Origin of the sequence: Pantoea sp. RIT-PI-b, assembly GCF_001187905.1 — a bacterium.
In the GTDB taxonomy this organism is placed as follows: Bacteria; Pseudomonadota; Gammaproteobacteria; order Enterobacterales; family Enterobacteriaceae; genus Pantoea; species Pantoea nemavictus.
Genome location: NZ_LGIS01000035.1, coordinates 19,162 through 40,464 on the forward strand (window position 1 = coordinate 19,162; position 21,303 = coordinate 40,464).

Here is a 21,303-nt window from a genome sequence, read left to right on the forward strand (position 1 = left end):
CGCGTTAATTAGCAGGCTAAAGGGTTAACGCGGCATCGAATTTAAGCGGCTGAGTGCGGGCTGAATGCTCCTGCTGCGTACTGGCGTGCGTGACAGCGGCAAGCAATTGCCGCGTATAGGGATGCACCGGACGATGCCAGATTTGCTCTACCTCCCCGGCTTCGACAATATCGCCCTGATTCATTACCAGCACGCGATCCGCCATGTAACGCACCACGGCCAGATTGTGCGAAATAAACAGATAGCTCAAACCAAACTCCTGCTTCATCTCCAGCAGCAGATTGAGGATTTGTGCCTGCACCGACACATCCAGCGCCGATACCGCTTCATCGCAAATGACCAACTTTGGCTTAACAATAAGCGCCCGAGCGATGCCAATTCGCTGGCGCTGGCCGCCGGAAAATTCATGGGCATAACGCGCTAGCGCCTGTCGTGGTAAGCCGACACGGTCCAGCATCTGATGAATACGCGTCAGGCGCTGGGCTGCCGGTGCCGGATCGTGCAGCCGCAACACCGAATCAAGAATGGTGAAAATGGTGTGCCGCGGATTGAGTGAGGCGTAAGGATCCTGAAAGATCATCTGCACGCTGCGGCGTAAATCGCGCAGAGCGGATTCCGGCAGCTGTGCGATATCCTTGCCCTGAAGGCGAATCTCACCGCTGTCGGGGGTTAGCAGGCGCAATAGGGTGCGCGACAGCGTCGATTTGCCGCAGCCCGATTCCCCCACCAATCCCAACGTTTCTCCCTGCTGTAAATCAAAGCTGATGTCGCGAATAGCAGGCACGCGCCGGTTGCCGTGACCGTAACTGACCTGCAGATGACGCAGCGCCAGCAGCGGCGCGGCGGTTTCACGCCCATCAGGCGCGGCAAAGTTCAGCGTCGCGGGCTGGTGCAGGTTGAAACGGCCTTCGGCATCATGACGAATCTCGGTCAGCATACGCTGGCGATAATGCACGTCTTGTTCACCCAGCAGCGATGCCGCCAGCAAGCCTTTGGTGTAGTCATGCTGCGGCTGCGCAAACAGGGCTGGCGTCTGGTTATGTTCGACAATGCTGCCGTTGTGCATCACCGCGACGTTATCGGCCCACTGGCTGACCAGACCCAGATCGTGGGAGATCATCAACACGCTCAGCGACAAGGTTTTGCGCAGGCGATCGATCAGCGCCATGATGTTGGCCTGCACCGTGACATCCAGCGCGGTGGTGGGTTCATCGGCAATCAGCAGCTTCGGCTCACACGCCACTGCCATGGCGATCATCACGCGCTGTCGCTGGCCACCGGAGAGCTGATGCGGGAAATCATCCACCCGGCGCTCCGGGTCGGGAATATTGACCAGCTCCAGCAGCTCGATCGCCCTCGCCCGCGCCTGCTGTCGCGACAGCTTCTGATGAGCCATCATCGACTCCGCAATCTGCGCCCCGATGCTATACACCGGATTGAGCGAAGTCATCGGCTCCTGAAAAATCATTGAGATCTGGTTGCCACGCAGCGCGCGCAGCTGACGCGGCGGCAGGCTGAGCACATCGTCGCCAGCAAAAATAATCCGTCCGGCGGTGCGCGCCTGCGGCGCCAGTAAGCCCATAATTGCCAGCGCCGTCGCAGACTTACCGCTGCCCGACTCACCGACCAGCGCCAGCATTTCACCCTGCGCCAGCGTAAAGCTGATGTCGTTGACTGCCGGATGCGCGCCAAACTGAATCTGCAAATTCTCTACGGAAAGCATCGGTTTCATCATTGCTCACTCAGTCGCGGGTTAAAGGCATCATTGAGCGCATCGCCCAACAGATTCAGCCCCAGCAAGGTGATCACCAGCGCCACGCCCGGCTCGGCGGTGAGATACCACGCGGTGCGCAGCATTTCGCGACCGCTGCCTATTAAAAAGCCCCAGCTCACCACGTTAGGATCGCCTAAGCCGAGAAATGACAGCGCAGCCTCCATTAAGATCGCGGACGCCACCATCACCGACGACGTGACGATGATGGCCGGCAGCGCGTTCGGCAACATTTCGCGCCAGATGATGTAGAGCGGTGAAAATCCCTGACAGCGCGCGGCCAGTACGAAGTCCGATTCACGTAGGCTGCGAAACTCCGCGCGCACCAGGCGGGCAATCGTTGGCCAGGTTGTCAGGCCAATGCTGAGGGTGATAAGCGTTACTGTCGGCGTGGCGACGGCCAGCACAATAATCACTAACAGAAACGCCGGCATGGTTTGAAACAGCGTGGTGATGCGCATCAAAATATTATCCAGCACGCCACCGTAATAGCCGCTCAGGCTGCCGATTAAGGTGCCCGCCAGCAGGCCCAGCAAGGTTGCGCCCACTCCAATCAGCAACGACACGCGCGCGCCGTGAAAAATGCCGGCGGCCAGATCGCGCCCCATCGCGTCGCTACCCAAAGGCCAGGCGGCATCGGCGCCCGGCAGTAATAGCGGTGTGGCGATCATATCCAGCGGATCGCCGGGATAGAGCCAGGGCGCTGCCAGCGCCATTGCCAGCACCAACAGCAGAATAATGATGCCCGCCAGCCCGGCGGGATTACGCAGCAGCTGACGCAGCGCGCGATGCTTGCCGCGCGGGGGAACAGGAAGCGTAGTAAACGTGGTCATCTAATTTCTCACGATGCGGGGATCGAGCCAGGCGTGCAGCAGGTCGACAATAAAGTTAGCCAGCAGAACCAGCAGCGAAGAAAACAGCAGAATGCCGAGCAGAATATTGACGTCGCGCGCCATCACCGCATCCAGCGCCAGCCGTCCCAGGCCCGGCCAGGAAAACACGGTTTCCACTACCGCCGCGCCGCTCAGCAAGGTGGCGATATGCATGCCGCTCACCGTCACCACAGGAATCAGTGCGCAACGCAGCACGTGCACCACCGTTACGCGTAGCGGAGAGATACCCTTAGCATGCGCGGTGCGCACGAAGTCCTGATGGGCGATCTCCAGCATCGCCGCGCGGGTTAAACGCGCATAAATCGCGAGGAAAAAACTCGCCAGTGAAAATACCGGTAATAACGCATGGCTGAGCAGATCCTTGAACTTATCCCAGCCGTGATAATTTGCGCCAATGGTCATATTCCCGCTACTGGGTAACCAGCCGAGATGCACCGAAAATAAAACCAGCAGCATCAGACCAATCCAGAATCCCGGCAGTGAATAGAGCAGTAAAGAAAACAGCGATAACCCACGATCGGGCCAGCGGCCAACAAATAGCGCCATAATAACACCGCAAATAATGCCGCCTATCAGGGCCAGCGCCTGCGCTGCCAGCATTAATAATAAGGTGGCGGGTAAACGCGAGAGAATTAAGGTCGTCACTGGCGTATTAAAACGCGGAGAGAAGCCGAGATTGCCCTGCGCAATATGACTGATCCAGTGAATAAACTGCTGCCACGCCGGAAGATTGAGACCATATTGCTCGCGCATCAGCGCCATGCTGGCCGCGCTGGCCCCGCCGGACTCACCGGCCATTACATCCACCGCATCGCCCGGAATCGCTTTCAGAATAATAAACATGATCAGCAATATACCGATGAGCGTCGGTAACAGCTGCAGCGTGGTTTTGATGAAAAAGGAGAGTAGCCAATGGCGTTCTCGCGGCATAGCCAACATCCTTGAAACGGAGTCATGCGGAAAAGGGAAAACTAACAGCCGCGGTTTTGACGACTTAATAATTTATCTGGCTTAGCTTTGCCGAATTAAGGCTATCCAGGATTAATCGCGCTATTTCCGTTTTAAGCATGTGTAAACCCGAAATACTCAGTAGTCAGCGCCTTTTTGATACCGGTAAATAACGCCCTGAACTTATTATCAAATATAAAGGCGGCGGTATGTCGGATAGACAAAAACAACCGGGGAATCGCGTGGCGGTGGATGTGGGCGGCACCTTCACAGACATCGTGATGCTGCGAAATGAAACGCAATATTCGGCCAAAGTGCTGACCAGCGCCGAGGCGCCAGAGCGCGCGGTGATTGCCGGTATTAGCGATGTACTGCAGCAGGCACAACTGCAGTTTTCAGACATCGACTCGTTGATTCTGGGTACCACCTTAGCCACCAACGCGCTGATTGAGCGCAAAGGCGCACGCACCGCGCTGATCACCACCGCAGGCTTTCGCGATCTGGTGGAGATTGGTCAGGAAGACCGTTTTGCCCAATACGATGTGTTTCTGCAAAAGCCGCGTCCGCTGGTGGAGCGTCACTGGCGCTTCACGGTGGAAGAGCGCATCGACGCGCAAGGTCAAGTGCGCATTCCCCTCAACGAAGCGCAGGTGCACGCGCTGGCTAAAGAGATTGCCGCGCAGGGCATTGAGAGTATCGCCATCGGCTATTTACAAAGCTTTGTTAACCCAGAACATGAGCAGCGCACCGCGCAGATCCTGCATGAGCTGTTGCCCGAGGTGACATTGTCACTCTCCAGCGATATTTGCCCCGAAATTCGTGAGTATGAGCGTCTCTCCACCGTCTCGGCGAATGCCTACGTGCAGCCGCTGGTTGCCGGTTACCTGCGCCGCCTGCAGCAACAGCTCAGCCAACACGGTTTGCGCGTACCGCCCTTTTTGATGACCTCGGGTGGCGGTATCACTACGCTGGATAACGGCATCAGCGAGCCGGTGCGCCTGGTTGAATCGGGCCCGGCGGGCGGCGCGATCCTCGCCAGCAATATTGCGCAGCAGCTGGATCTGAAAAAAGTGCTGTCGTTTGATATGGGCGGCACCACCGCCAAAATCTGTTTTATCGATAACTTCCAGCCACAGATTTCCCGCAGCTTCGAGTTTGGCCGCGTGCATCGTCATCAAAAAGGTTCCGGGCTGCCGATTCGTATTCCGGTAATTGATCTGGTGGAGATTGGTGCCGGTGGTGGATCGATTGCGCGCATCGATAATCTCGGACGATTACAGGTCGGTCCGGATAGCGCCGGCTCTGCGCCCGGTCCGGTGAGCTATAACCTCGGCGGCGAGTGGGTGACCATTACCGATGCCAACGCGCAGCTCGGCCTGCTGGATCCGGCCAGTTTTGCCGGTGGCAAAGTAGAGCTCAATGTCGATTTGGCGCAGCATGCTCTTGCCGCGCAGGTCGGCGAACCGCTAAAGCTGCAGCCCGATGATGCCGCGCTGGCAGTGACCGAAATCATCGCCGAAAACATGGCCAACGCCGCCCGCGTCCACGCCAGTGAATCGGGTAAAACTGTCGATAACTATACGCTCGTCGCCTTTGGTGGCGCCGCCCCGCTGCACGCCGCACGGCTGGCCACCAAGCTCGGTATCGACCGGGTGATCATTCCGCACGCCGCCGGCGTCGGCTCAGCGCTGGGTTTCCTGTGGGCGCCGGTGTCCTATCAGGCGGTGCGCAGCTTCTATCAACGGTTGGATAATCTCGATTTTAATGCGGTGAATGCGCTGCTGGATGCGCTAAGCGATCAGGCGCGTCAGGTGGTGCAACAGGCGGATCGCCAGGCGCCGATTAACGTGCAGCGCAGCGTCTACCTGCGCTATGCCGGTCAGGGCCATGAGGTGCCGATTGACCTCGAAGGCGACACGCTGAATGCGCAACAGCTTGCCGCCCTGCATCAGCGCTTTACCCTTACCTATCAGCAACTGTATGGCCGCAGCCTCGATCACGTGGCGGTTGAAGCGATCAGCTGGACCGTCACCGCCTCTACGCCGGTTTCAGTGGTGACGCCACACAGCGCGCTTAGCACGCTGCCGGATGTCGCGCCGCAGCGTGAACTTTACTCTTTCCTGCAGCAGCAGCGTATTCAGGTGCCGGTCCAACAGCGCGTCGAGCTGACCAACGTTACCGACGGTCCACTGTTAGTGGTGGATGCAGAAACCACCACCTGGGTTGATGAACAGTTCAGCGTGCAGCGCACCGCCGCCGGACATCTGTTGCTGCAACGTCTTTCTTCCGTGGGAGCCCAGCATGAGCAATAACGTGATTCAACATCAGGTGATCTGGAATCGCCTGATTTCAGTGGTGGAGGAGCAAGCGCAGGCGCTCATCCGCACCGCTTTCGGTACTGCAACCCGTGAGGCGGGCGATCTCTCGGCCGGCGTGTTTCTGCCCGATGGTCGTATGGTGGCGCAGGCGGTAACGGGAACGCCGGGTCACGTCAACTCGATGGCAGAGTCGGTTAAACATTTCCTCAAGGTGTTTCCCATTGCGACGCTGCAGCCCGGCGACGTGCTGCTGACCAACGATCCGTGGAAAGGCACCGGCCATCTTTATGACATCACCATGGTGACGCCGGTGTTTTACCGCGATCGCCCGGTGGCGCTGTTCGCCTCTACGCTGCATGTGATTGATATTGGCGGTCTTGGCCCCGGCCCGGACGGCCAGCAAATCTGGCATGAGGGATTATTCCTGCCGATCATCAAATTCATTCACGCTGGGCAGCTCGACCAAACGGTGCTCAACATCGTCAAAGCCAACGTGCGTGAACCGGCGCAGGTGGAAGGCGATTTCCTCGCGCTGGTGGCCTGTAATGATGTCGGCGCGCGTCGCCTGCTGAGCGTGCTGGATGAGTTTGATCTGCCCGATTTGCTGGAAGTCGGCGAATACATTCTGCAGCGTTCACGCCAGGCGATGCTCGATGCGGTGCGTAGCTGGCCGGCTGGCAGCTGGCACAGTGAATTGTGGGTTGATGGCTACGATGAGCCGCTGAAGCTGCAGGCCAAACTCACGCTGAGCGAACAAGGCATCCACGTGGACTTTGCCGGCAGCGCAGGGTTTGTTGCGCGCGGCATTAATGTGGTGAAAGCCTATACCGACGCCTACACCTCGTTTGGTATCCGCTGCCTGATTGGCGCGGATATTCCCAACAATGCCGGCTCGCTCGGGGTGATCACCATTGATGCGCCGGAAGGCTCGATCCTCAATGCGCCCTATCCTGCAGCCGTCACCTCGCGGCATATCATCGGCCAGATGCTGCCGGATGTGGTGTTTAATTGCTTGCGCCAGGCGCGTCCCGGTGAAGTCCCCGCCGAAGGTGCCTCCTGCCTGTGGAACATTCAGCTATCGGGCGGCCATATTTTGCCGCAGTACGAAGCCAACAGCAGCCTGAAGCAGCCGCGTTTTTCTATTACCAGCTTCTCCACCGGCGGTACCGGCGCGCGTCCGGCGCTGGATGGCCTCTCAACCACCTCTTTCCCCAGCGGCGTGCGCAACGTCTCGCTGGAGATCCTTGAATCGATCAGTCCGGTGGTGTTCTGGCGCAAAGAGTATCGCCAGGATTCCGGCGGCGCGGGCGCGCAGCGTGGCGGTCTGGGCCAGATAATCGAGCTGTCGCACGGGCAGGATTTGCCAATGGAGCTCGGCGCGGCCTGGGATCGCATTCACTTCCCGGCGCAGGGTGCCGAAGGCGGTCAGGCCGGTGCGCCCGGTCGCGTCACGCTCTCCACCGGCGAAACGCTGTCGGGCAAAGGACGTCAGGTGATCCCGCCGGGCAGCCATCTGATTGTCGAAACGCCAGGCGGCGGCGGTTTAGGTCACAGCTCGCAACGTGACGCGCAGCGCTTGCAGCACGACGTGGTGAATCAACTCATCACGCCGGCTGCCGCAGCGGAACTGTATGGCTATCACCCTAAAACGGAGTAACACCATGTTATTAAATTTTCGCCGCTCACTGCTGGCGCTTACGCTGGGAATGACGTTAACCGCAACGGCGCACGCCGCCGATCCGCAATCGGGTGGTACCTTAAATCTGGTGCTCAACTACGAACCGCCGGCGCTGATTGCGCTGACCACGGTGGCCACCCCGGCGCTCAGCGTCAGTGCCAAAGTTACCGAAGGCCTGCTGAGCTATGATTTTGACCTCAAACCGCAGCCGCAGCTGGCGACCCGTTGGGAGATCAGCCCTGACGGCACGCGCTACACCTTCCACTTGCGTCCCGGCGTGAAATGGCACGACGGCCAGGATTTCACCTCCGCCGATGTCGCCTATTCGATTGAGCTGCTGAAGAAGGTTCATCCGCGTGCATCCAGCACCTTTGCCAACGTCACCGCCATCGAAACGCCCGATGCGCTGACGGCGGTGATCGTGCTGTCGAAACCAGCACCCTATCTGATTAAGGCATTTGCCGCCGCGGAATCGCCGATTATTCCGAAACATATCTATGACGGCACCGATGCGCTGACCAACCCGCATAACAACGCGCCGATCGGCACCGGTCCTTATATCTTCGATAAATGGGTGCGTGGCAGCTATATCCTCTACAAGCGTAATCCCAACTATTGGGATAAAAATCGCCCGTATCTCGATCAGCTGGTGGTGAAGTTCATTCCCGATCCCGCTGCCCGCTCGGTAGCCTTCGAAACCGGTGAAGCGGATTTAGGTTATCGCACGCCGGTGGCAATGAACGATGTGGCGCGCTTGAAAGCCTTGCCACAACTCGGTTTTGAAACCAAAGGCAACAGCTACTCCTATAACGTCAGCTCGATTCAGTTCAATCTCGACGATGCGCATTTTAAAGATCTGCGCGTGCGTCAGGCGGTGGCACATGCGCTTAATCGCAATGTGATTTTGCAGGTTGCCTATTTCGGCCTGGGACAGGTGACAGCGTCACCGATTGCGCCCGGCATCAAAGAATATAACGATCCGTCGCCTTCGCCGTATGCCTTCGATATCAATAAAGCCAATGCGCTGCTCGACGCCGCCGGTTTCCCCAAAGGCAGCGATGGCACGCGCTTTAGCGTAACGCTGGATTACAATCCGATAGCGGAGGATTTGCGCAAAACGGCGGAGTACACCCGCTCGGCGCTGGCGAAGATTGGCATCAAAGTGACGCTGCGCGCGCAGGACCTCTCCAGCTTTGTACGCCGCATTTATACCGATCGTGACTTCTCGTTTACCGTGAACGGTCACAGCAATCTGTATGATCCGACCGTTGGCGTGCAGCGCATCTACTGGTCGAAAAACTTCCGCAAAGGCGTGCCGTTCTCCAATGCCTCGGATTATCACAATCCAGAAGTGGACCACCTGCTGGAAGCGGCGCAAACCGAAAATGATCCGCAGCAACGCGTGGCTGAGTTCCGCCAGTTCCAGAAAATCGTCGAGCAGGATTTGCCGGACATTAATTTGATCTCGCCACAATTCATCACCATTTATAACCGCAAAGTGCACGATCACTCCGTTACCGCTGACGGAATCGAAGGCAATTTGTCACAGGTTTGGCTGGATAAAAAATAAGCTCAGCCGGAAGCCTTGTACCGCATGGCTTCCGGCGCTGTTTCACGCTTCGCTTGTTCGAATATTGTTAAGATTTGCTTAAAGATTACTGGTAATCCATACAGATAAGGTTCAGGATAGTTGCTCATCCTGGGTTAATGCCCACGGCAATTCACCCTCAATCTGAGGGCTCGTTATGTACTTTTATTCAACTGAAACCGTATGCGCCATTACTGGTGCTAATCGCGCGAATTTGCGTCGCTGGTTACGCGGTGGATTAATTTCTGAAAACCACGTCAATCAGGACTGGAGCCGTCATCAGGTTGATGAAGTTCTGGCCATGATGGCGTTAACCGCCGGTGGTGCCACGCTGTGGCAGATCTATCAGGGACGCCATTGCGGACTGGAATACACCTCCTCAGCCTGGATGGCACGTCGCGGTGATGTATTACGCCAGCTGGAAATCGGCTCCGACCGCGAACTGGCGCGCACCGTGCGCAATCTGGCGGGCGATTACAGCAGCGACGATTTTATCGAGGTGTTGATGAAACCGCTGAACCGCTGGCTGCGCGATGATACCCGTCGCGGCGCATCCCGGCGTCTGGCGCGCTTTCATGATGCCATCCTGCATCACAGCGATTGCGTGAAACGCGCGTCATCACGGCAGCAAAATATGCCTCTGCTGCTGGAAGTGGTGAGTAAAGGCGATGAAACCGAGATTTGGCTGGAAGCGATTCGCCTGACCGGACAAGGATTCTGTGTTGATGTGGACCAGGCATCACCACCGATCCGCTACGGTTCGGAAAGTCGTCATAATCATCACCTGCTGTGGTGCGGAGCCGGCATTAGCGAAGAGCGAATGAGCCAGTTCCAGCGTGGATTACGTTCAGGTAAAACCGTGATGCTGAGCGGACCCGACCGTAGTATTCATTCGGCGGTTGTGGCTGCGCAAGTCGCTTAGCCGGTGCTGCATGCACCGGCTCTATTTTTAATCCTGTCCGCACTTTGCTTATGCAAAATAAGTAGTTAGCCACGGCAACAACGGTTAAATCCACTCACCCCGACTTCTGTTACGCTCTCGCCTCCCAATCTGGAGGATCAATGAGTTCATTAATCGATATTTTCACCACCCACAAAAGCGACCGCAGTTTCACCGATCAATCCGTTGAGGATGCGGTGCTGGATCGCATCATTTCGGCCGCTTATCACGCGCCTACTTCGGTGAACTCGCAGCAAGTCTCATTGGTGGTCACACGTGATGCCGCGAAACGCGCGCAGATTTCACAAATTGCCGGCGGTCAGCCGTGGATTGCCAAAGCACCGGTATTTATTACCCTGGTGCTGGATATGCATAAATCTCGTCTGGCGATGCAGGCCATCGATCGCGAACAAATTGCGCAGCAGAGTATCGAAAGCATTGTCTCGGGCTCGACCGATATTGGTATTGCGCTGGGTTCAATTATGGCGGCAGCGCGTGCGGAAGGTCTGGGTATTGTGCCGATTGGCGGCATTCGTCGCGATCCGCAGGCGTTAATTAGCCTGCTCGATCTGCCGCAATACACCTTCCCGGTGGCTGGCGTGGTGATTGGCCATGTGGATCAACCTGCACATCAGAAACCGCGTCTGCCGTTAGCCACTTTCCGTCATGAAGAGCAGTATCAGCCTGCCGGGCTGGAGCAACATATCGACGCTTACAATCAGCAGATGGTGCAGCACTGGAAGAACATCGGACGCGATGATGGTGAGAGCTGGAGCGAAAGCGTCAGCGGCTATTATCACAAGATCTACTTCCCGCACGTGCTGGACGTGCTGAAAAAGCAGGGATTTGGCAACGACAAGTAATTGTGTTTCCCCGCGCCGGGTGCGCGGGGAATGAAGAATTAACGCCCTTTCTTTTTACGTCCTGGCTGGGCGAACCGCTGGCGATTAGCCGGTTTCGCGCCCGCTTTCTCACCGGATTTTGCCGCGCTGACGGCCGGTTTTTTCCCCGCTGCGGCCGGTTTCTTCTTCGCCTGCGTCTTCTGCGTTTTTTGATCTTCGGATGATGAGTCCTCAATCAGTTTGAACAGATCGATCAGTTCGTCATCGGTCAAATCACGCCATTCGCCGAGCGGAATGCCTTTCAGGCTGACGTTCATGATGCGCGTGCGCTCAAGCTTGGTCACTTCAAAACCGAAGTGCTTGGTCATGCGACGAATCTGACGATTCAGCCCCTGAACCAGGATGATGCGAAACACAAAGGTCGACTCTTTCTTAACTTTGCACTTCTTCGTCACGGTGCCGAGCATCGGTACGCCTGCGCCCATTCCGGCAATAAATTCATCGGTGATCGGCTTATCAACGGTAACCACATACTCTTTTTCGTGGTTATTGCCGGCACGCAGGATCTTATTCACCAGGTCGCCGTGATTGGTGAGGAAGATCAGCCCCTGCGAATCTTTATCCAGACGACCAATCGGGAACACGCGCTTGCTGTGATTGACGAAATCGCCGATGTTATCGCGCTCACCCTCTTCCATGGTAGTGATGATGCCAACCGGTTTGTTCAGCGCAATCAGCACCAAATCTTCTTCGTCACGCGGTTCAATCAGCTGCCCATTCACTTTCACTTCATCCCCAGCAAATACCTGCGCACCGACGGCCGCGCGTTTGCCGTTAATGAAAACGTTGCCTTGTTCGATAAAACGATCGGCATCGCGGCGTGAGCAGATACCGCTCTCGCTGATGTATTTATTCAGGCGGGTAGATGAGTTAGGCAGCATGGTTCCTCCGAAAAAAAACGGACTATACAGCAACCTTAGGCGTTGGTTAAGCGTCGCGACAATCATCAGCATTTCTCTCACCTTAAGATAACAGCACACTAACAATGTGGTTGTTCCTATAGGATCGATCGGCGACAATTCGCCTCCATCGTTTTTTCTTATGACAGAGTGACCCCCTGCATGACACATCAGCCATCGGTGACATGGATTGCATCCGTGCGCACGTTTCTGGCCCGCCTTTGGCCACATCCTTTACCGGTGGGCAAAAAGCAGCGGGTCATCGCCAGTATTGGCGCAGGATTGGGATTAATGATTACCAGCCTTACCAGCCACTGGCTGCTGGGCGAAGTGAATCTGTGGTTTGTCGCGCCGATGGGCGCTTCTGCGGTGTTGCTGTTCGGCCTGCCCAATAGTCCGCTGGCACAGCCGTGGTCGATTGTCGGTGGCAATCTGGTAGCGGGCGTCATCGGTGTAACCACCGCGCTGTATATTCCCCATCCTGCGCTGGCATGCGGCGTGGCGGCTTGTTTGACGATTGCCGTGATGTTTCAGCTACGATGCCTGCACCCGCCTAGCGGCGCGGTGGCGCTTACCGCTATTCTTGGCGGCAACGGCGTGCAGCAGTTGGGTTACCACTTTATTCTTACGCCGGTGCTGTTGAATTCGGTGTGTCTGGCACTGCTGGCTTTGGTGTTTAATAATCTGGCCGGACGCCGCTACCCGCATCCGCTGGCGGCGACGGAAGCCAAAGCACCGCCCGTCGTGATTGATGTGCCGATTACGCGCGACGACCTGCATCAGGCGCTGGAAAGTGGCGAGCTGCTGGATATCGATGAAGATGATTTGCAGCAGCTGCTGCAACGTGCCGAAGAGATCGCCATTCGTCGGCAGCGGCTCGCATCATAATGATGTGGCGTAATGCCGAGAAGTTAAGCGCTGAGCGACTTTCGTTCGCCATCGCTGTCATGCTGTGGGGTCGCCATTCATGGCGACCAGCTAACTTCCCCGCCATAACCTTTCACGCGTACCGATTCACCCTCAATCTCCACCACGGCAAACGGCACATCCTCTGCACCGTCTAGCATGCCTTTCTGGGTATAAAAGCCTGTTTGACCGATGCGCGCAAAGCCGCCGCAATGGTCATGTCCGGAAAAACTACAAAGTATGTTGTAACTAGAAAGCAGTTCTGCCAGCTCACTACCGTTGAGTAAGTTGTGGCTGTTGTGTGGCGCCAGCGGATAGTGACCAAATACCACCACCTTTTCTCCCTGCTGCGCGGCTTGCTGCAGCTGCTGTTCAATCCACGCCAGCTGTTGTGATCCTACCGCGCCATTCCACGGTTTTGCCTGCGGCTGTTGTCGCGCGGTGAGATCCACCAGCATCGCCTCCGCCTGCGCACGGTCGTCACCGTTCAGCGTGTTGCAATACAGACTGACATCGTTGCCGTCGTAAACAATAAAGCGCCAGCCCGGCAGACCAAAGGCGTAATAGCTTTTGGGCAGCGCGGCGGCCTCATTGAGATGCTGCGTGATGGTCTGCGCATCGTGATTGCCCAGCACCACTGCATGCGGATGTTCGAGGCGATCGTAAAGCGGCAGTATCGCCGCATAGCTGTGCCAGTGGCGATCGACAAGGTCACCGAGCGTGACGACAAAATCCAGCGGCTGCTGATTCAGCGCCTCAATGGCCTGCGGCAGCTTGTGCAACGCCTGCCGATAGTAGAGATTTTTCGCAACATCGGCGTCGATGTCGGCATATTGCGGATCGGCAATCAAACCAAAGCGCAGCGTGCCATTCAGCGGCGCGGCACGCAGATGAGGCAGCGCATATAACTCGGCGACATCGCCGAGCAACTCACGCTCCAAGGCGGTCAGCGGATGCGGATAAGACACGAAAATCACTCCTTAGCGAATACCGGCACGCATAAACGACTGAATAAACTGACGCTGAAAAATCAGGAACAGCACCAGTAGCGGCAAGGTGGTCATCAACGTGGCGGCACCAATCAACGCCCACTGCACGCCCTGCTCCGGCGCGGAGAACAGCTGCAGGCCGACAGTCAGCGGCCGCACGTTGACCGAATCGGTGATCACCAGCGGCCAGAGGAAATCATTCCAGTGGAAGCTGATCGACACCAGTGCAAAGGCCACGTAAATCGGCTTCGCCAGCGGAATATAAATTTTGCGCAGAATATAGAATCGGCTGGCGCCTTCCACAATCGCCGCCTCTTCCAGCACCAGCGGAATACTTTTGAAGGTTTGCCGCAGCAGAAAGATGGCAAACGCCGAGGAGAAATACGGCAGCGCGATGCCGGTCAGCGTATCGCGTAAACCCAGCGCACCGATGGTTTTGTAGTTATTCAGAATCAGCACATCGGGGCTGATCATCAGCTGCAGCAGAATCAGCGCAAAAATCACGCCGGAGAATTTCAGCCGGAAACGCACCAGCGCATAGGCAGCCATGGTCGCCAGAATCAGCTGCACCACCACAATCATCAGCACCAGCAGTGTAGTGTTGAGAAAATAGCGGCCAAACGGCGCGGCGTGCCAGGCATTGACGAAGTTTTGCAGCGTCAGCGGCGACAGCAGCGCGAAGCTAGCCTGATCCGACGCCGGATGAATCGCCACCCATAGCGCCACCAGAATCGGCAAAAACCACAGTAGCGCCGCCAGCCCAATTGCGCTGTTCAGGCACAGACGGCCAACAGAAATTTTTGGCTTCATTGGTAATGGGCTCGCTTGTCCAACAGGTTGAATTTGATCAGCGCAATGGCGGCGAGGATCACCAGCAGCACCACCGTCATCGCCGCAGCAGCCGGCATGTCCCAGAAGCTAAAGGCGGTGCGATAGATATAAAACAGCAGCAGGCTGCTGCTGTTATTCGGTCCGCCGTTGGTCATCGCAATCACCTGATCGACAATGCGAAAAGCATTCATCGACGCGTTGATCAGTACAAACAGCGTGGTGGGCATCAACAGCGGCCACTGCACGCGGCGGAAGAAATAGCGGCGCGACGCCCCCTCTATCTGCGCGGCTTCGCTCAGGCGTGGATCGATCTGCTGTAATGCGGCGAGATAGAAAATCATGAAAAAGCCCGCTTCGCGCCACACTGACACCGCCATCAGACAATAGAGCGCACTTTCCGGTTCGCCGAGCCAGTTAATCGCTGGCAGGGAAAAGAGCGCCAGCAGCTTATTCAGCAAACCGAGCTGCGGCGTATAGAAAAACAGCCATAAATTGGCGATTGCGATCATCGGCAGCAGCGATGGAATAAAGAATGCGCTGCGCACCAGCGCATTGGCGCGCATCTGTCGATTGACCGCCAGCGCCATTAGCAACGCCAGCGTCACCGCCAGCGGAATGGTGATCGCCGCATACAGCAGGTTGTTCCACAGCGACTGAATGAAGATGTCGTCATCCAGCAGCGCGACATAGTTATCCAGCCCAACAAAATGGGCGGGATGTCCGTTACGTGCCGCGCTAAACAGACTCTCCCACACCGTCGCCACTGCCGGATAGTGCGTAAACAGCAGCAAAAAGCTCAGCGCTGGCAAAATCAGCAGATAACCATACAGCTGCATCGACCATAACCGGGGACGACGAACCGGCGCGACAGCGAGGAGTGTGCTCATGATTATTGGTAGGACTTGAGCAGACGATCGGCCTGCTTCTGCGCGCCTTCCAGCGCTTCAGCCGGCGTTTTCGCCTGGGTGACCGCCGCTTCAACCGCGTGATTCAACGCATCCTGAATCTGCACGCTGTTATAGGTTGAAAGCTCGGGCTGGGCATATTTCAACTGCTCACGCGCCACCAGCGCCTGCGGTACCTGTTTAACGTAATCTTTCATCACCGTGGTGTCCCAGGCAGCTGGCGAGGTGGCCACATAACCGGTGGCGATACTCCAGCGCGCGGCTTGCTCAGGCGATGTCACCCAGCGAATAAATTCCATCGCCGCCTTCTGCTGTTGCGCTGAGGCGTTTTTGAATACATACAGGTTACCGCCGCCGGTTGGGCTGCCGCGTTGGGTTTTCTCGGGCAGCATCGCCACGCCAAACGGGAATTTGGCATTATCACGCACGTTGGTCAGGTTACCGGTGGTGGTCACCATCATGGCGGTTTTACCGCTAATAAAGTCCTGCGGTGTGGTGCCCCACGCAATCGCGCCTTTCGGCGATACCTGTTCTTTCTGGCCGAGATCGGTCAGCCACTGCAGAGTTTCTACGTTGCCCGGCGTGTTGAAGTTAACGGCGGTGCCTTTGCCGTTATCCAGACGGCCGCCGTTCGTGGCGGATAAGCCCTGGAAGTTCCAGTAGCCGTTTGGCGTAGACGGAATTTCGATGCCCCATTGACTGACGCCGTTAGCATCTTTAATCGTCAGTTTCTTACTGAACTCCACCACCTGCTGCCAGTTAGCCGGCGGCGTATCGGCGTTCAAACCGGCTTTCTCAAACGCCTGTTTGTTCCAGTACATCACCACGGTTGAGCGCTGGAACGGCACGCCCCACACCTTACCGTCAATGTGGCGCAGAAACGCTGGATAGAAACCATCGATCCACTTTTTACCCTCGTCGCCGCTCGCCAGATCGCTGGCGGCAACAATCGCCCCGGCATCTATTAATGAATAGGCTTCGATATCACCGATCACCGCCATTTGCGGGGCGTTGCCACCGCGAAATGCGGTCAGCGCTTTGGTTACGGTGGTGGCATAGTCACCGGTATACACCGGCTGGATAGTCACCTCCGGGTGCTGTTTTTGGAAATCAGCCACTAGCGCATCCACGGTGTGGCTGACTTTGCCGCCTACCGCGATGGGATAATACATTTGCAGCTTGACCGGATCGGCGGCGAAGGCCGAAGCAGCAACCGCGAGCATTAAAGCAGAGGCAACGCGTGAGTAATGAATCGCAGACATGATTTTCCCTTCAGCAAATGACAATGGTTAAACGGCGTATTTTTTCTGTGCAGCAAACAACTGTTGTTCAGCGGGGAGGCAGCGCTTACCGCTCTCGCTGTGGAACAGATATTGTCGGGCGGCGGACCACTGCAATCCCACTTCGCTGCCGTCGCTGAAGCGCTGCATTCCCGGCACTTTAACCGTCAACGGCGGCTCAATGCCCGGCAGCACGCACACCAGCAAGGTATCGGCACCCATATATTCAGCGCTGATCACCCGTGCAGTCAGTGCCGCCTGTTCCGGCGCCATCAGCTGAATATCTTCAGCGCGTAATCCAAGGCTCAGCGTCGCTTCGCGGTACTCCACCACCGGTGCGCTGAGATGCATCAGGTAGTGATGAGATCCGTTGCGTTGCAGCGGCAGAATATTCATGGGCGGCGCGCCGATAAACTGCGCGGCGAAAATAGTGGCGGGTTGGTTATAGAGTTGGTCCGGCGTGCCGTGCTGTTCAATGCGGCCATCGTTGAGCAGGATAATGCTATCGGCCATGCTCATCGCTTCGGTCTGGTCGTGCGTGACGTACAGCAAGGTTAAACCGAGTTTCTTCTGCAGCGCGCGGATTTCACGGCGCATGCTTTGCCGCAGCTTGGCATCAAGATTCGATAGCGGCTCATCCATTAAGCACAGCGTGTTATTGGCGATGACCGCTCTGCCCAACGCCACGCGTTGCTGCTGTCCGCCGGAGAGCTGCGACGGCAAGCGCGCCAGCAGTTGATCCAACTCCATCAGCTTGCTCACCTCATCCAAACGCGCAGCATAGGTCTGCTTGTCTTCCCCCCGCGCTTTCAAGCCAAACAGCAGGTTCTCGCGCACGTTGAGGTGCGGAAACAGCGCGTAGGATTGAAAGACCATGGAGAGCTTGCGCTGCGACGGCGGCAGATGCGTGATGTCAGTATGGTTGAAGTGGATCGCGCCCTCATCGGCGGTTTCCAGTCCAGCAATGGTGCGTAGCAGCGTCGACTTACCGCAACCCGATGGACCCAGCAGCGCCACAAAGCTGCCTTCTGCCGCCGCAAAACTAATATCATCCAGGGCGATTTTCTCGCCCCAGGCTTTGGTGATGTGATGAAGCGAAAGGTGGCTCATGCATGCGCAATCCAAAAATCAGAATGGCGGTAAGCTAGCGGAAGGAAATGAAGGATTTATGTCATTGCGGTGACTGCGCGGTTAAACAGATGCGCAATCAATTGCGCCGCTACAACGATTTGCACGCCTTGGTAGCGGCGCGAGTCATCGCGCACTTGGGATTTTTTACGGGTTAAAATAGTGCTGCTTGAGTATCTCGGCGCCATCATCAATCGCTTTCAGCAGGATCTTTTCGCTGGTAACAGCGTCGCCTGCCTGTAGCGCGTCCAGTAAACGATCATAGTTGTGATGCCCGTTCACGACTTCGGTGGGCTGGGGATAGAGGTAGTTAAAGCACGGCCCAATTTGCACCCACAGCTGTTCGATGAGCGCCTCCAGCGTCGGCATTTGCGCGTAGCTGTACAAGGTAAACCGAAACGCACGATTGGCTTCTAACGCCGCTTCCGCATCACCGCTCTGCTTGGCCTGCATAAAGCGCGCACAGAGTTTTTTCAGCTCGGTAATCTGTTTTTTCCCCACAAATGGCGTGGCGGCCTTCACCGCTAAACCTTCAAGCTGCTTACGGATTAGCGTAATTTCATCATAACGCTGGCGTGACATTTCTGGCACCAGAAAGGCCGCGGCGGGCGTGGCATCCAGCGCACCGGCAGAAACCAGTCGCAACAACGCTTCACGAACCGGCGTGATACTGGTGCCGAGTTGGGCCGCCAGATCGCGCGTCACCAGCCGTGCGCCAGGTTTCAGCTTGCCGACAATCAGCGCGCTACGCAGCGACGATTCCACCTGCGCGGTCAAACTCATCCGCTGCGCTTTATCCATTTCGATCATAGGTTAAGAGCCTTTTACTGGAATCCGCAAATGGTAAGTTATTTTTAATGTTTTATTGCCAACATCACAGATTATAGGATATATCATGTATTACAAATAAGCACAGTCTTGATTCTGGCAGTATCCACTCTTTTCACTACCTTGCCGTTGGCAATTTTGGGAAACGTTATGAGACTACCTGCAGTGAAGTTTGCCACCACCGCGTTGCTATTTGCTCTGATGCCAGCCGTACAGGCAGCTGAACTGACCATTGGCCAACCTACGTCCGCCACGGCGATGGATCCAGGCTTTCTCAAAGAATCTGCCACGCTGGTAGACAATATTTTCGATACCTTAGTGCGCCGCGCTGATGACATGTCATTACAGCCGGGCTTAGCCACTGAGTGGAAAGCAATCAACGACACCACCTGGCAATTTACCCTGCGCCAGGGCGTGAAATTTACCGATGGCGAGCCGGTCAACGCCGAAGCCGTAAAATTCTCCATTGAGCGTATTTTAGACCCTGCCAATCACGCCCCTACCATCTCTTATATCCGCACCATCAAATCGGTTGAGGTGATCAACGATTATCAGCTGCAGATCCACACCAACGGTCCGGATCCGCTGCTGCCGACGCGCATGAGCCGCTATCCGGCCTACATCGTGCCGCCTGCGTATGTGAAAAAAGTGGGTGCCAGCGAGTTCGCGCGCAAACCGATTGGTAGCGGCGCTTATAAGCTCGATAGCTTCATCCCGGACGAAAAAGTGGTGATGGTTGCCAATGAAACCTACTGGCGCGGCAAACCGGCCATCGATCGCGTCACCTGGCGCCCGATTCCTGAAGCCACTGCGCGTCTCACCGCGCTGCTGACCGGCGAAGTGCAGCTGATTGAAAGCGTACCGGCCGATTTAGTGCCCGCGCTGAAAAACCGCCCTAACGTTGAGCTGGAGCAGGTGAAAGGTGGCGGGTTAACCATTTACCTCGGCCTTAAAGATGATGAGAAACCGCTGAGTGATGTGCGCGTGCGTCAGGCATTGTCGCTGGCGTTGAACCGCCAGGCGTATACCCAACAGCTGCTGCACGGTTTCGGCACGCCAACCGGCACCATGGCCGGCGCCAATGATTTTGGTTACCTGGCAGTACCAGCCAGCGCGCAGGATGTGGCTAAAGCCAAATCGCTGCTGGCAGCCGCCGGTTACGCTAACGGCTTCACCTTGCGCTTTCAGGCACCGCGCCGCTACATTGCCAGCGCTGATGTAGCGCAAGCCATCGTGCAGGATTTAAGTGCCATCGGCGTGAAAGCCGAGCTGGAAGTGCCGGAGTGGTCGGTTTATACCCAGCAGGTGGCGTCGCAGAAACAGGCACCGATGTACATGCTGGCGTGGGGCTCAACCCAGACGCTGGATGCCGATGCCGCGCTGTTCCCGATTCTGCGCAGCTGCGAGCCCTATTCCACCGTGCATGATGCCGAACTCGACAAGTTGCTCGATCGCAGCCGTCAGATTGTCGATCCCGCTGAACGCAAAAAAGTGTTAGAGCAGATTCAGCAACGCGTGGCGGAGCAACAGCCGCTGCTGCCGCTGTATCGTGAAGATACCTTGTATGCGCACAGCACCTCGCTCAATTTCAAAGGCCGCGTCGATGCCCGCATCCCGCTGTTTGACCTGAGGCTGAAATGATCTCGCCGGGCACCGTGCTGCAGCGCCGTCCGCGCCGCCTGATTTACGGCGATGCGCTGATTGGCTCTCTTTTGCTGATGGTGGTGATTGTTGCGGCGCTGATCGCTCCCTGGCTGCCGTTGCCCGATGCATTAAGCAATAACCTGAATGAGATGTTCATGCCGCCGGGCAGTTCCGGCGCGCAAGCCACTCACTGGCTCGGTACCGACCAGCTTGGCCGTGACCTGTTATCGCGTATTCTCTCTGGCACCCGATTGTCGCTGCTGGTGGTATTAGTCGCCGCCGCGATTGGCGCGGTGATTGGCGTGGCGCTGGGGATGATTGCAGGCTATGCCGGCGGTTGGGTTGATGCGCTGATCATGCGCTTGATCGACATCCAGCTGGCGGTGCCGTTTATTCTGTTAATTCTGTTGGTGATTGCGCTGATGGGCGCATCGCTCACCAACATCATTGTGATTATGGGCTGCACCAGCTGGGCAATTTATGCCCGCGTGGCGCGCGCCAAAACCTTAGAAATTCGCGAGCTCGAGTACATCCAGGCGGTGCGCGCCATGGGCTTCTCGCCGCTGCGCGTGCTGCTGCGCCATATCCTGCCCAATCTGCTGACGCCGCTGGTGGTGTTGCTGACGCTGGATATCCCGCGCCTGATTGTGCTGGAAGCGTCGGTGGGCTTTCTTGGCATGGGTATTCAGCCACCGACGCCGACGCTGGGTAATCTGATCGGCGAAGGCCGCTCGTATATGCTGTTGTCGCAGTGGCTGGTGCTCTATCCCGGCCTGGTGATTGCTGCGCTGGTGATTGGCTGCAACCTGCTCGGCGATGCGCTGTTACGCCGTACGCACACAAGGCTGGATTAAG

General features: G+C 56.9%; 18 protein-coding genes. 8 read left to right on the forward strand and 10 right to left on the reverse strand.

From position 1 onward, the window contains the following. Positions 1–16: 16 nt before the first annotated feature. The 3 genes from AC790_RS23840 to AC790_RS23850 are packed head-to-tail and all read right to left on the reverse strand — an operon-like array spanning position 17 to position 3,594. A complete protein-coding gene (locus AC790_RS23840) occupies positions 17–1,732 on the reverse strand; it encodes an ABC transporter ATP-binding protein (protein ID WP_049853532.1) in 1,716 nt (571 codons plus the stop codon). Next, positions 1,732–2,604: an ABC transporter permease gene (locus AC790_RS23845; RefSeq protein WP_049853506.1), complete on the reverse strand. Its 873-nt coding sequence runs from the start codon at positions 2,602–2,604 to the stop codon at positions 1,732–1,734. Before AC790_RS23845 ends, AC790_RS23840 begins: the two co-directional genes overlap by 1 nt. Next, a complete protein-coding gene (locus AC790_RS23850; protein ID WP_152929157.1) occupies positions 2,605–3,594 on the reverse strand; it encodes an ABC transporter permease in 990 nt (329 codons plus the stop codon). A gap of 227 nt (positions 3,595–3,821) precedes the next feature. Between AC790_RS23850 and AC790_RS23855 the strand changes: the two genes are divergently transcribed. From AC790_RS23855 to AC790_RS23875, 5 genes are all read left to right on the forward strand, one after another. Continuing rightward, entirely contained in the window at positions 3,822–5,924 is a 2,103-nt protein-coding gene (locus tag AC790_RS23855; protein WP_049853508.1) for a hydantoinase/oxoprolinase family protein, read from the forward strand. Beyond that, entirely contained in the window at positions 5,914–7,587 is a 1,674-nt protein-coding gene (locus AC790_RS23860; RefSeq protein ID WP_049853509.1) for a hydantoinase B/oxoprolinase family protein, read from the forward strand. The genes AC790_RS23855 and AC790_RS23860 overlap by 11 nt, the downstream gene beginning before the upstream one ends. A 4-nt stretch (positions 7,588–7,591) precedes the next feature. Beyond that, the gene (locus AC790_RS23865) at positions 7,592–9,178 is read left to right on the forward strand and encodes an ABC transporter substrate-binding protein (protein WP_049853510.1); all 1,587 of its coding nucleotides are present in this window, start codon (positions 7,592–7,594) and stop codon (positions 9,176–9,178) included. A gap of 175 nt (positions 9,179–9,353) precedes the next feature. Then, positions 9,354–10,118 carry a hypothetical protein gene (locus tag AC790_RS23870; protein WP_049853511.1) on the forward strand — a complete coding sequence of 255 codons (765 nt, stop codon included), beginning with the start codon at positions 9,354–9,356 and terminating at the stop codon, positions 10,116–10,118. A gap of 140 nt (positions 10,119–10,258) precedes the next feature. Further along, on the forward strand, positions 10,259–10,999 hold the full coding sequence (locus AC790_RS23875; protein WP_049853512.1) for a nitroreductase family protein: 741 nt from the start codon (positions 10,259–10,261) through the stop codon (positions 10,997–10,999). Positions 11,000–11,037: 38 nt separating this feature from the next. Here AC790_RS23875 and rluF read toward each other — a convergent pair whose 3' ends face one another. Continuing rightward, the gene (rluF, locus tag AC790_RS23880; protein WP_049853513.1) at positions 11,038–11,919 is read right to left on the reverse strand and encodes a 23S rRNA pseudouridine(2604) synthase RluF; all 882 of its coding nucleotides are present in this window, start codon (positions 11,917–11,919) and stop codon (positions 11,038–11,040) included. A 180-nt stretch (positions 11,920–12,099) separates the two neighbouring features. Here rluF and AC790_RS23885 point away from each other — a divergent pair, with 180 nt between their 5' ends. After that, a complete protein-coding gene (locus AC790_RS23885; RefSeq protein ID WP_049853514.1) occupies positions 12,100–12,825 on the forward strand; it encodes an HPP family protein in 726 nt (241 codons plus the stop codon). A gap of 77 nt (positions 12,826–12,902) precedes the next feature. Here the strand turns inward: AC790_RS23885 and AC790_RS23890 are convergent, their stop codons facing one another. The 6 genes from AC790_RS23890 to AC790_RS23915 form a co-directional block, all read right to left on the reverse strand. After that, positions 12,903–13,811 (reverse strand): metallophosphoesterase, encoded by a 909-nt coding sequence (locus AC790_RS23890; protein ID WP_152929158.1) that lies wholly within the window; start codon positions 13,809–13,811, stop codon positions 12,903–12,905. 12 nt (positions 13,812–13,823) lie between these two features. Then, a complete protein-coding gene (locus tag AC790_RS23895) occupies positions 13,824–14,642 on the reverse strand; it encodes a carbohydrate ABC transporter permease (RefSeq protein ID WP_049853515.1) in 819 nt (272 codons plus the stop codon). Beyond that, positions 14,639–15,550: a carbohydrate ABC transporter permease gene (locus AC790_RS23900; protein WP_049853516.1), complete on the reverse strand. Its 912-nt coding sequence runs from the start codon at positions 15,548–15,550 to the stop codon at positions 14,639–14,641. Before AC790_RS23900 ends, AC790_RS23895 begins: the two co-directional genes overlap by 4 nt. 2 nt (positions 15,551–15,552) lie before the next feature. Then, entirely contained in the window at positions 15,553–16,830 is a 1,278-nt protein-coding gene (locus AC790_RS23905; RefSeq protein WP_049853517.1) for an ABC transporter substrate-binding protein, read from the reverse strand. A 27-nt stretch (positions 16,831–16,857) separates the two neighbouring features. Beyond that, positions 16,858–17,958 carry an ABC transporter ATP-binding protein gene (locus tag AC790_RS23910; RefSeq protein ID WP_049853518.1) on the reverse strand — a complete coding sequence of 367 codons (1,101 nt, stop codon included), beginning with the start codon at positions 17,956–17,958 and terminating at the stop codon, positions 16,858–16,860. Positions 17,959–18,123: 165 nt separating this feature from the next. Then, complete coding sequence (locus AC790_RS23915) at positions 18,124–18,786, reverse strand: GntR family transcriptional regulator (protein WP_007888336.1); 663 nt, start codon at positions 18,784–18,786, stop codon at positions 18,124–18,126. A gap of 168 nt (positions 18,787–18,954) precedes the next feature. On the opposite strand from AC790_RS23915, the gene AC790_RS23920 reads away from it, so the two are divergent. Beyond that, positions 18,955–20,445, forward strand: a complete 1,491-nt coding sequence (locus tag AC790_RS23920; RefSeq protein ID WP_049853519.1) for an ABC transporter substrate-binding protein — start codon at positions 18,955–18,957, stop codon at positions 20,443–20,445. Next, the gene (locus AC790_RS23925; protein ID WP_049853520.1) at positions 20,442–21,302 is read left to right on the forward strand and encodes an ABC transporter permease; all 861 of its coding nucleotides are present in this window, start codon (positions 20,442–20,444) and stop codon (positions 21,300–21,302) included. The genes AC790_RS23920 and AC790_RS23925 overlap by 4 nt, the downstream gene beginning before the upstream one ends. Position 21,303: the final 1 nt, after the last annotated feature.

What these genes read in the sequence shown, in the direction of transcription:
- AC790_RS23865 (WP_049853510.1), top strand. Translation starts at nt 7,592, where the DNA reads ATGTTATTAAATTTTCGCCGCTCACTGCTGGCGCTTACGCTGGGAATG.
- AC790_RS23895 (WP_049853515.1), bottom strand. Translation starts at nt 14,642, where the DNA reads ATGAAGCCAAAAATTTCTGTTGGCCGTCTGTGCCTGAACAGCGCAATT.
- AC790_RS23875 (WP_049853512.1), top strand. Translation starts at nt 10,259, where the DNA reads ATGAGTTCATTAATCGATATTTTCACCACCCACAAAAGCGACCGCAGT.
- rluF (WP_049853513.1), bottom strand. Translation starts at nt 11,919, where the DNA reads ATGCTGCCTAACTCATCTACCCGCCTGAATAAATACATCAGCGAGAGC.
- AC790_RS23885 (WP_049853514.1), top strand. Translation starts at nt 12,100, where the DNA reads ATGACACATCAGCCATCGGTGACATGGATTGCATCCGTGCGCACGTTT.
- AC790_RS23855 (WP_049853508.1), top strand. Translation starts at nt 3,822, where the DNA reads ATGTCGGATAGACAAAAACAACCGGGGAATCGCGTGGCGGTGGATGTG.
- AC790_RS23905 (WP_049853517.1), bottom strand. Translation starts at nt 16,830, where the DNA reads ATGTCTGCGATTCATTACTCACGCGTTGCCTCTGCTTTAATGCTCGCG.
- AC790_RS23915 (WP_007888336.1), bottom strand. Translation starts at nt 18,786, where the DNA reads ATGATCGAAATGGATAAAGCGCAGCGGATGAGTTTGACCGCGCAGGTG.
- AC790_RS23925 (WP_049853520.1), top strand. Translation starts at nt 20,442, where the DNA reads ATGATCTCGCCGGGCACCGTGCTGCAGCGCCGTCCGCGCCGCCTGATT.
- AC790_RS23920 (WP_049853519.1), top strand. Translation starts at nt 18,955, where the DNA reads ATGAGACTACCTGCAGTGAAGTTTGCCACCACCGCGTTGCTATTTGCT.
- AC790_RS23845 (WP_049853506.1), bottom strand. Translation starts at nt 2,604, where the DNA reads ATGACCACGTTTACTACGCTTCCTGTTCCCCCGCGCGGCAAGCATCGC.
- AC790_RS23850 (WP_152929157.1), bottom strand. Translation starts at nt 3,594, where the DNA reads ATGCCGCGAGAACGCCATTGGCTACTCTCCTTTTTCATCAAAACCACG.
- AC790_RS23860 (WP_049853509.1), top strand. Translation starts at nt 5,914, where the DNA reads ATGAGCAATAACGTGATTCAACATCAGGTGATCTGGAATCGCCTGATT.
- AC790_RS23870 (WP_049853511.1), top strand. Translation starts at nt 9,354, where the DNA reads ATGTACTTTTATTCAACTGAAACCGTATGCGCCATTACTGGTGCTAAT.
- AC790_RS23840 (WP_049853532.1), bottom strand. Translation starts at nt 1,732, where the DNA reads ATGAAACCGATGCTTTCCGTAGAGAATTTGCAGATTCAGTTTGGCGCG.
- AC790_RS23910 (WP_049853518.1), bottom strand. Translation starts at nt 17,958, where the DNA reads ATGAGCCACCTTTCGCTTCATCACATCACCAAAGCCTGGGGCGAGAAA.
- AC790_RS23900 (WP_049853516.1), bottom strand. Translation starts at nt 15,550, where the DNA reads ATGAGCACACTCCTCGCTGTCGCGCCGGTTCGTCGTCCCCGGTTATGG.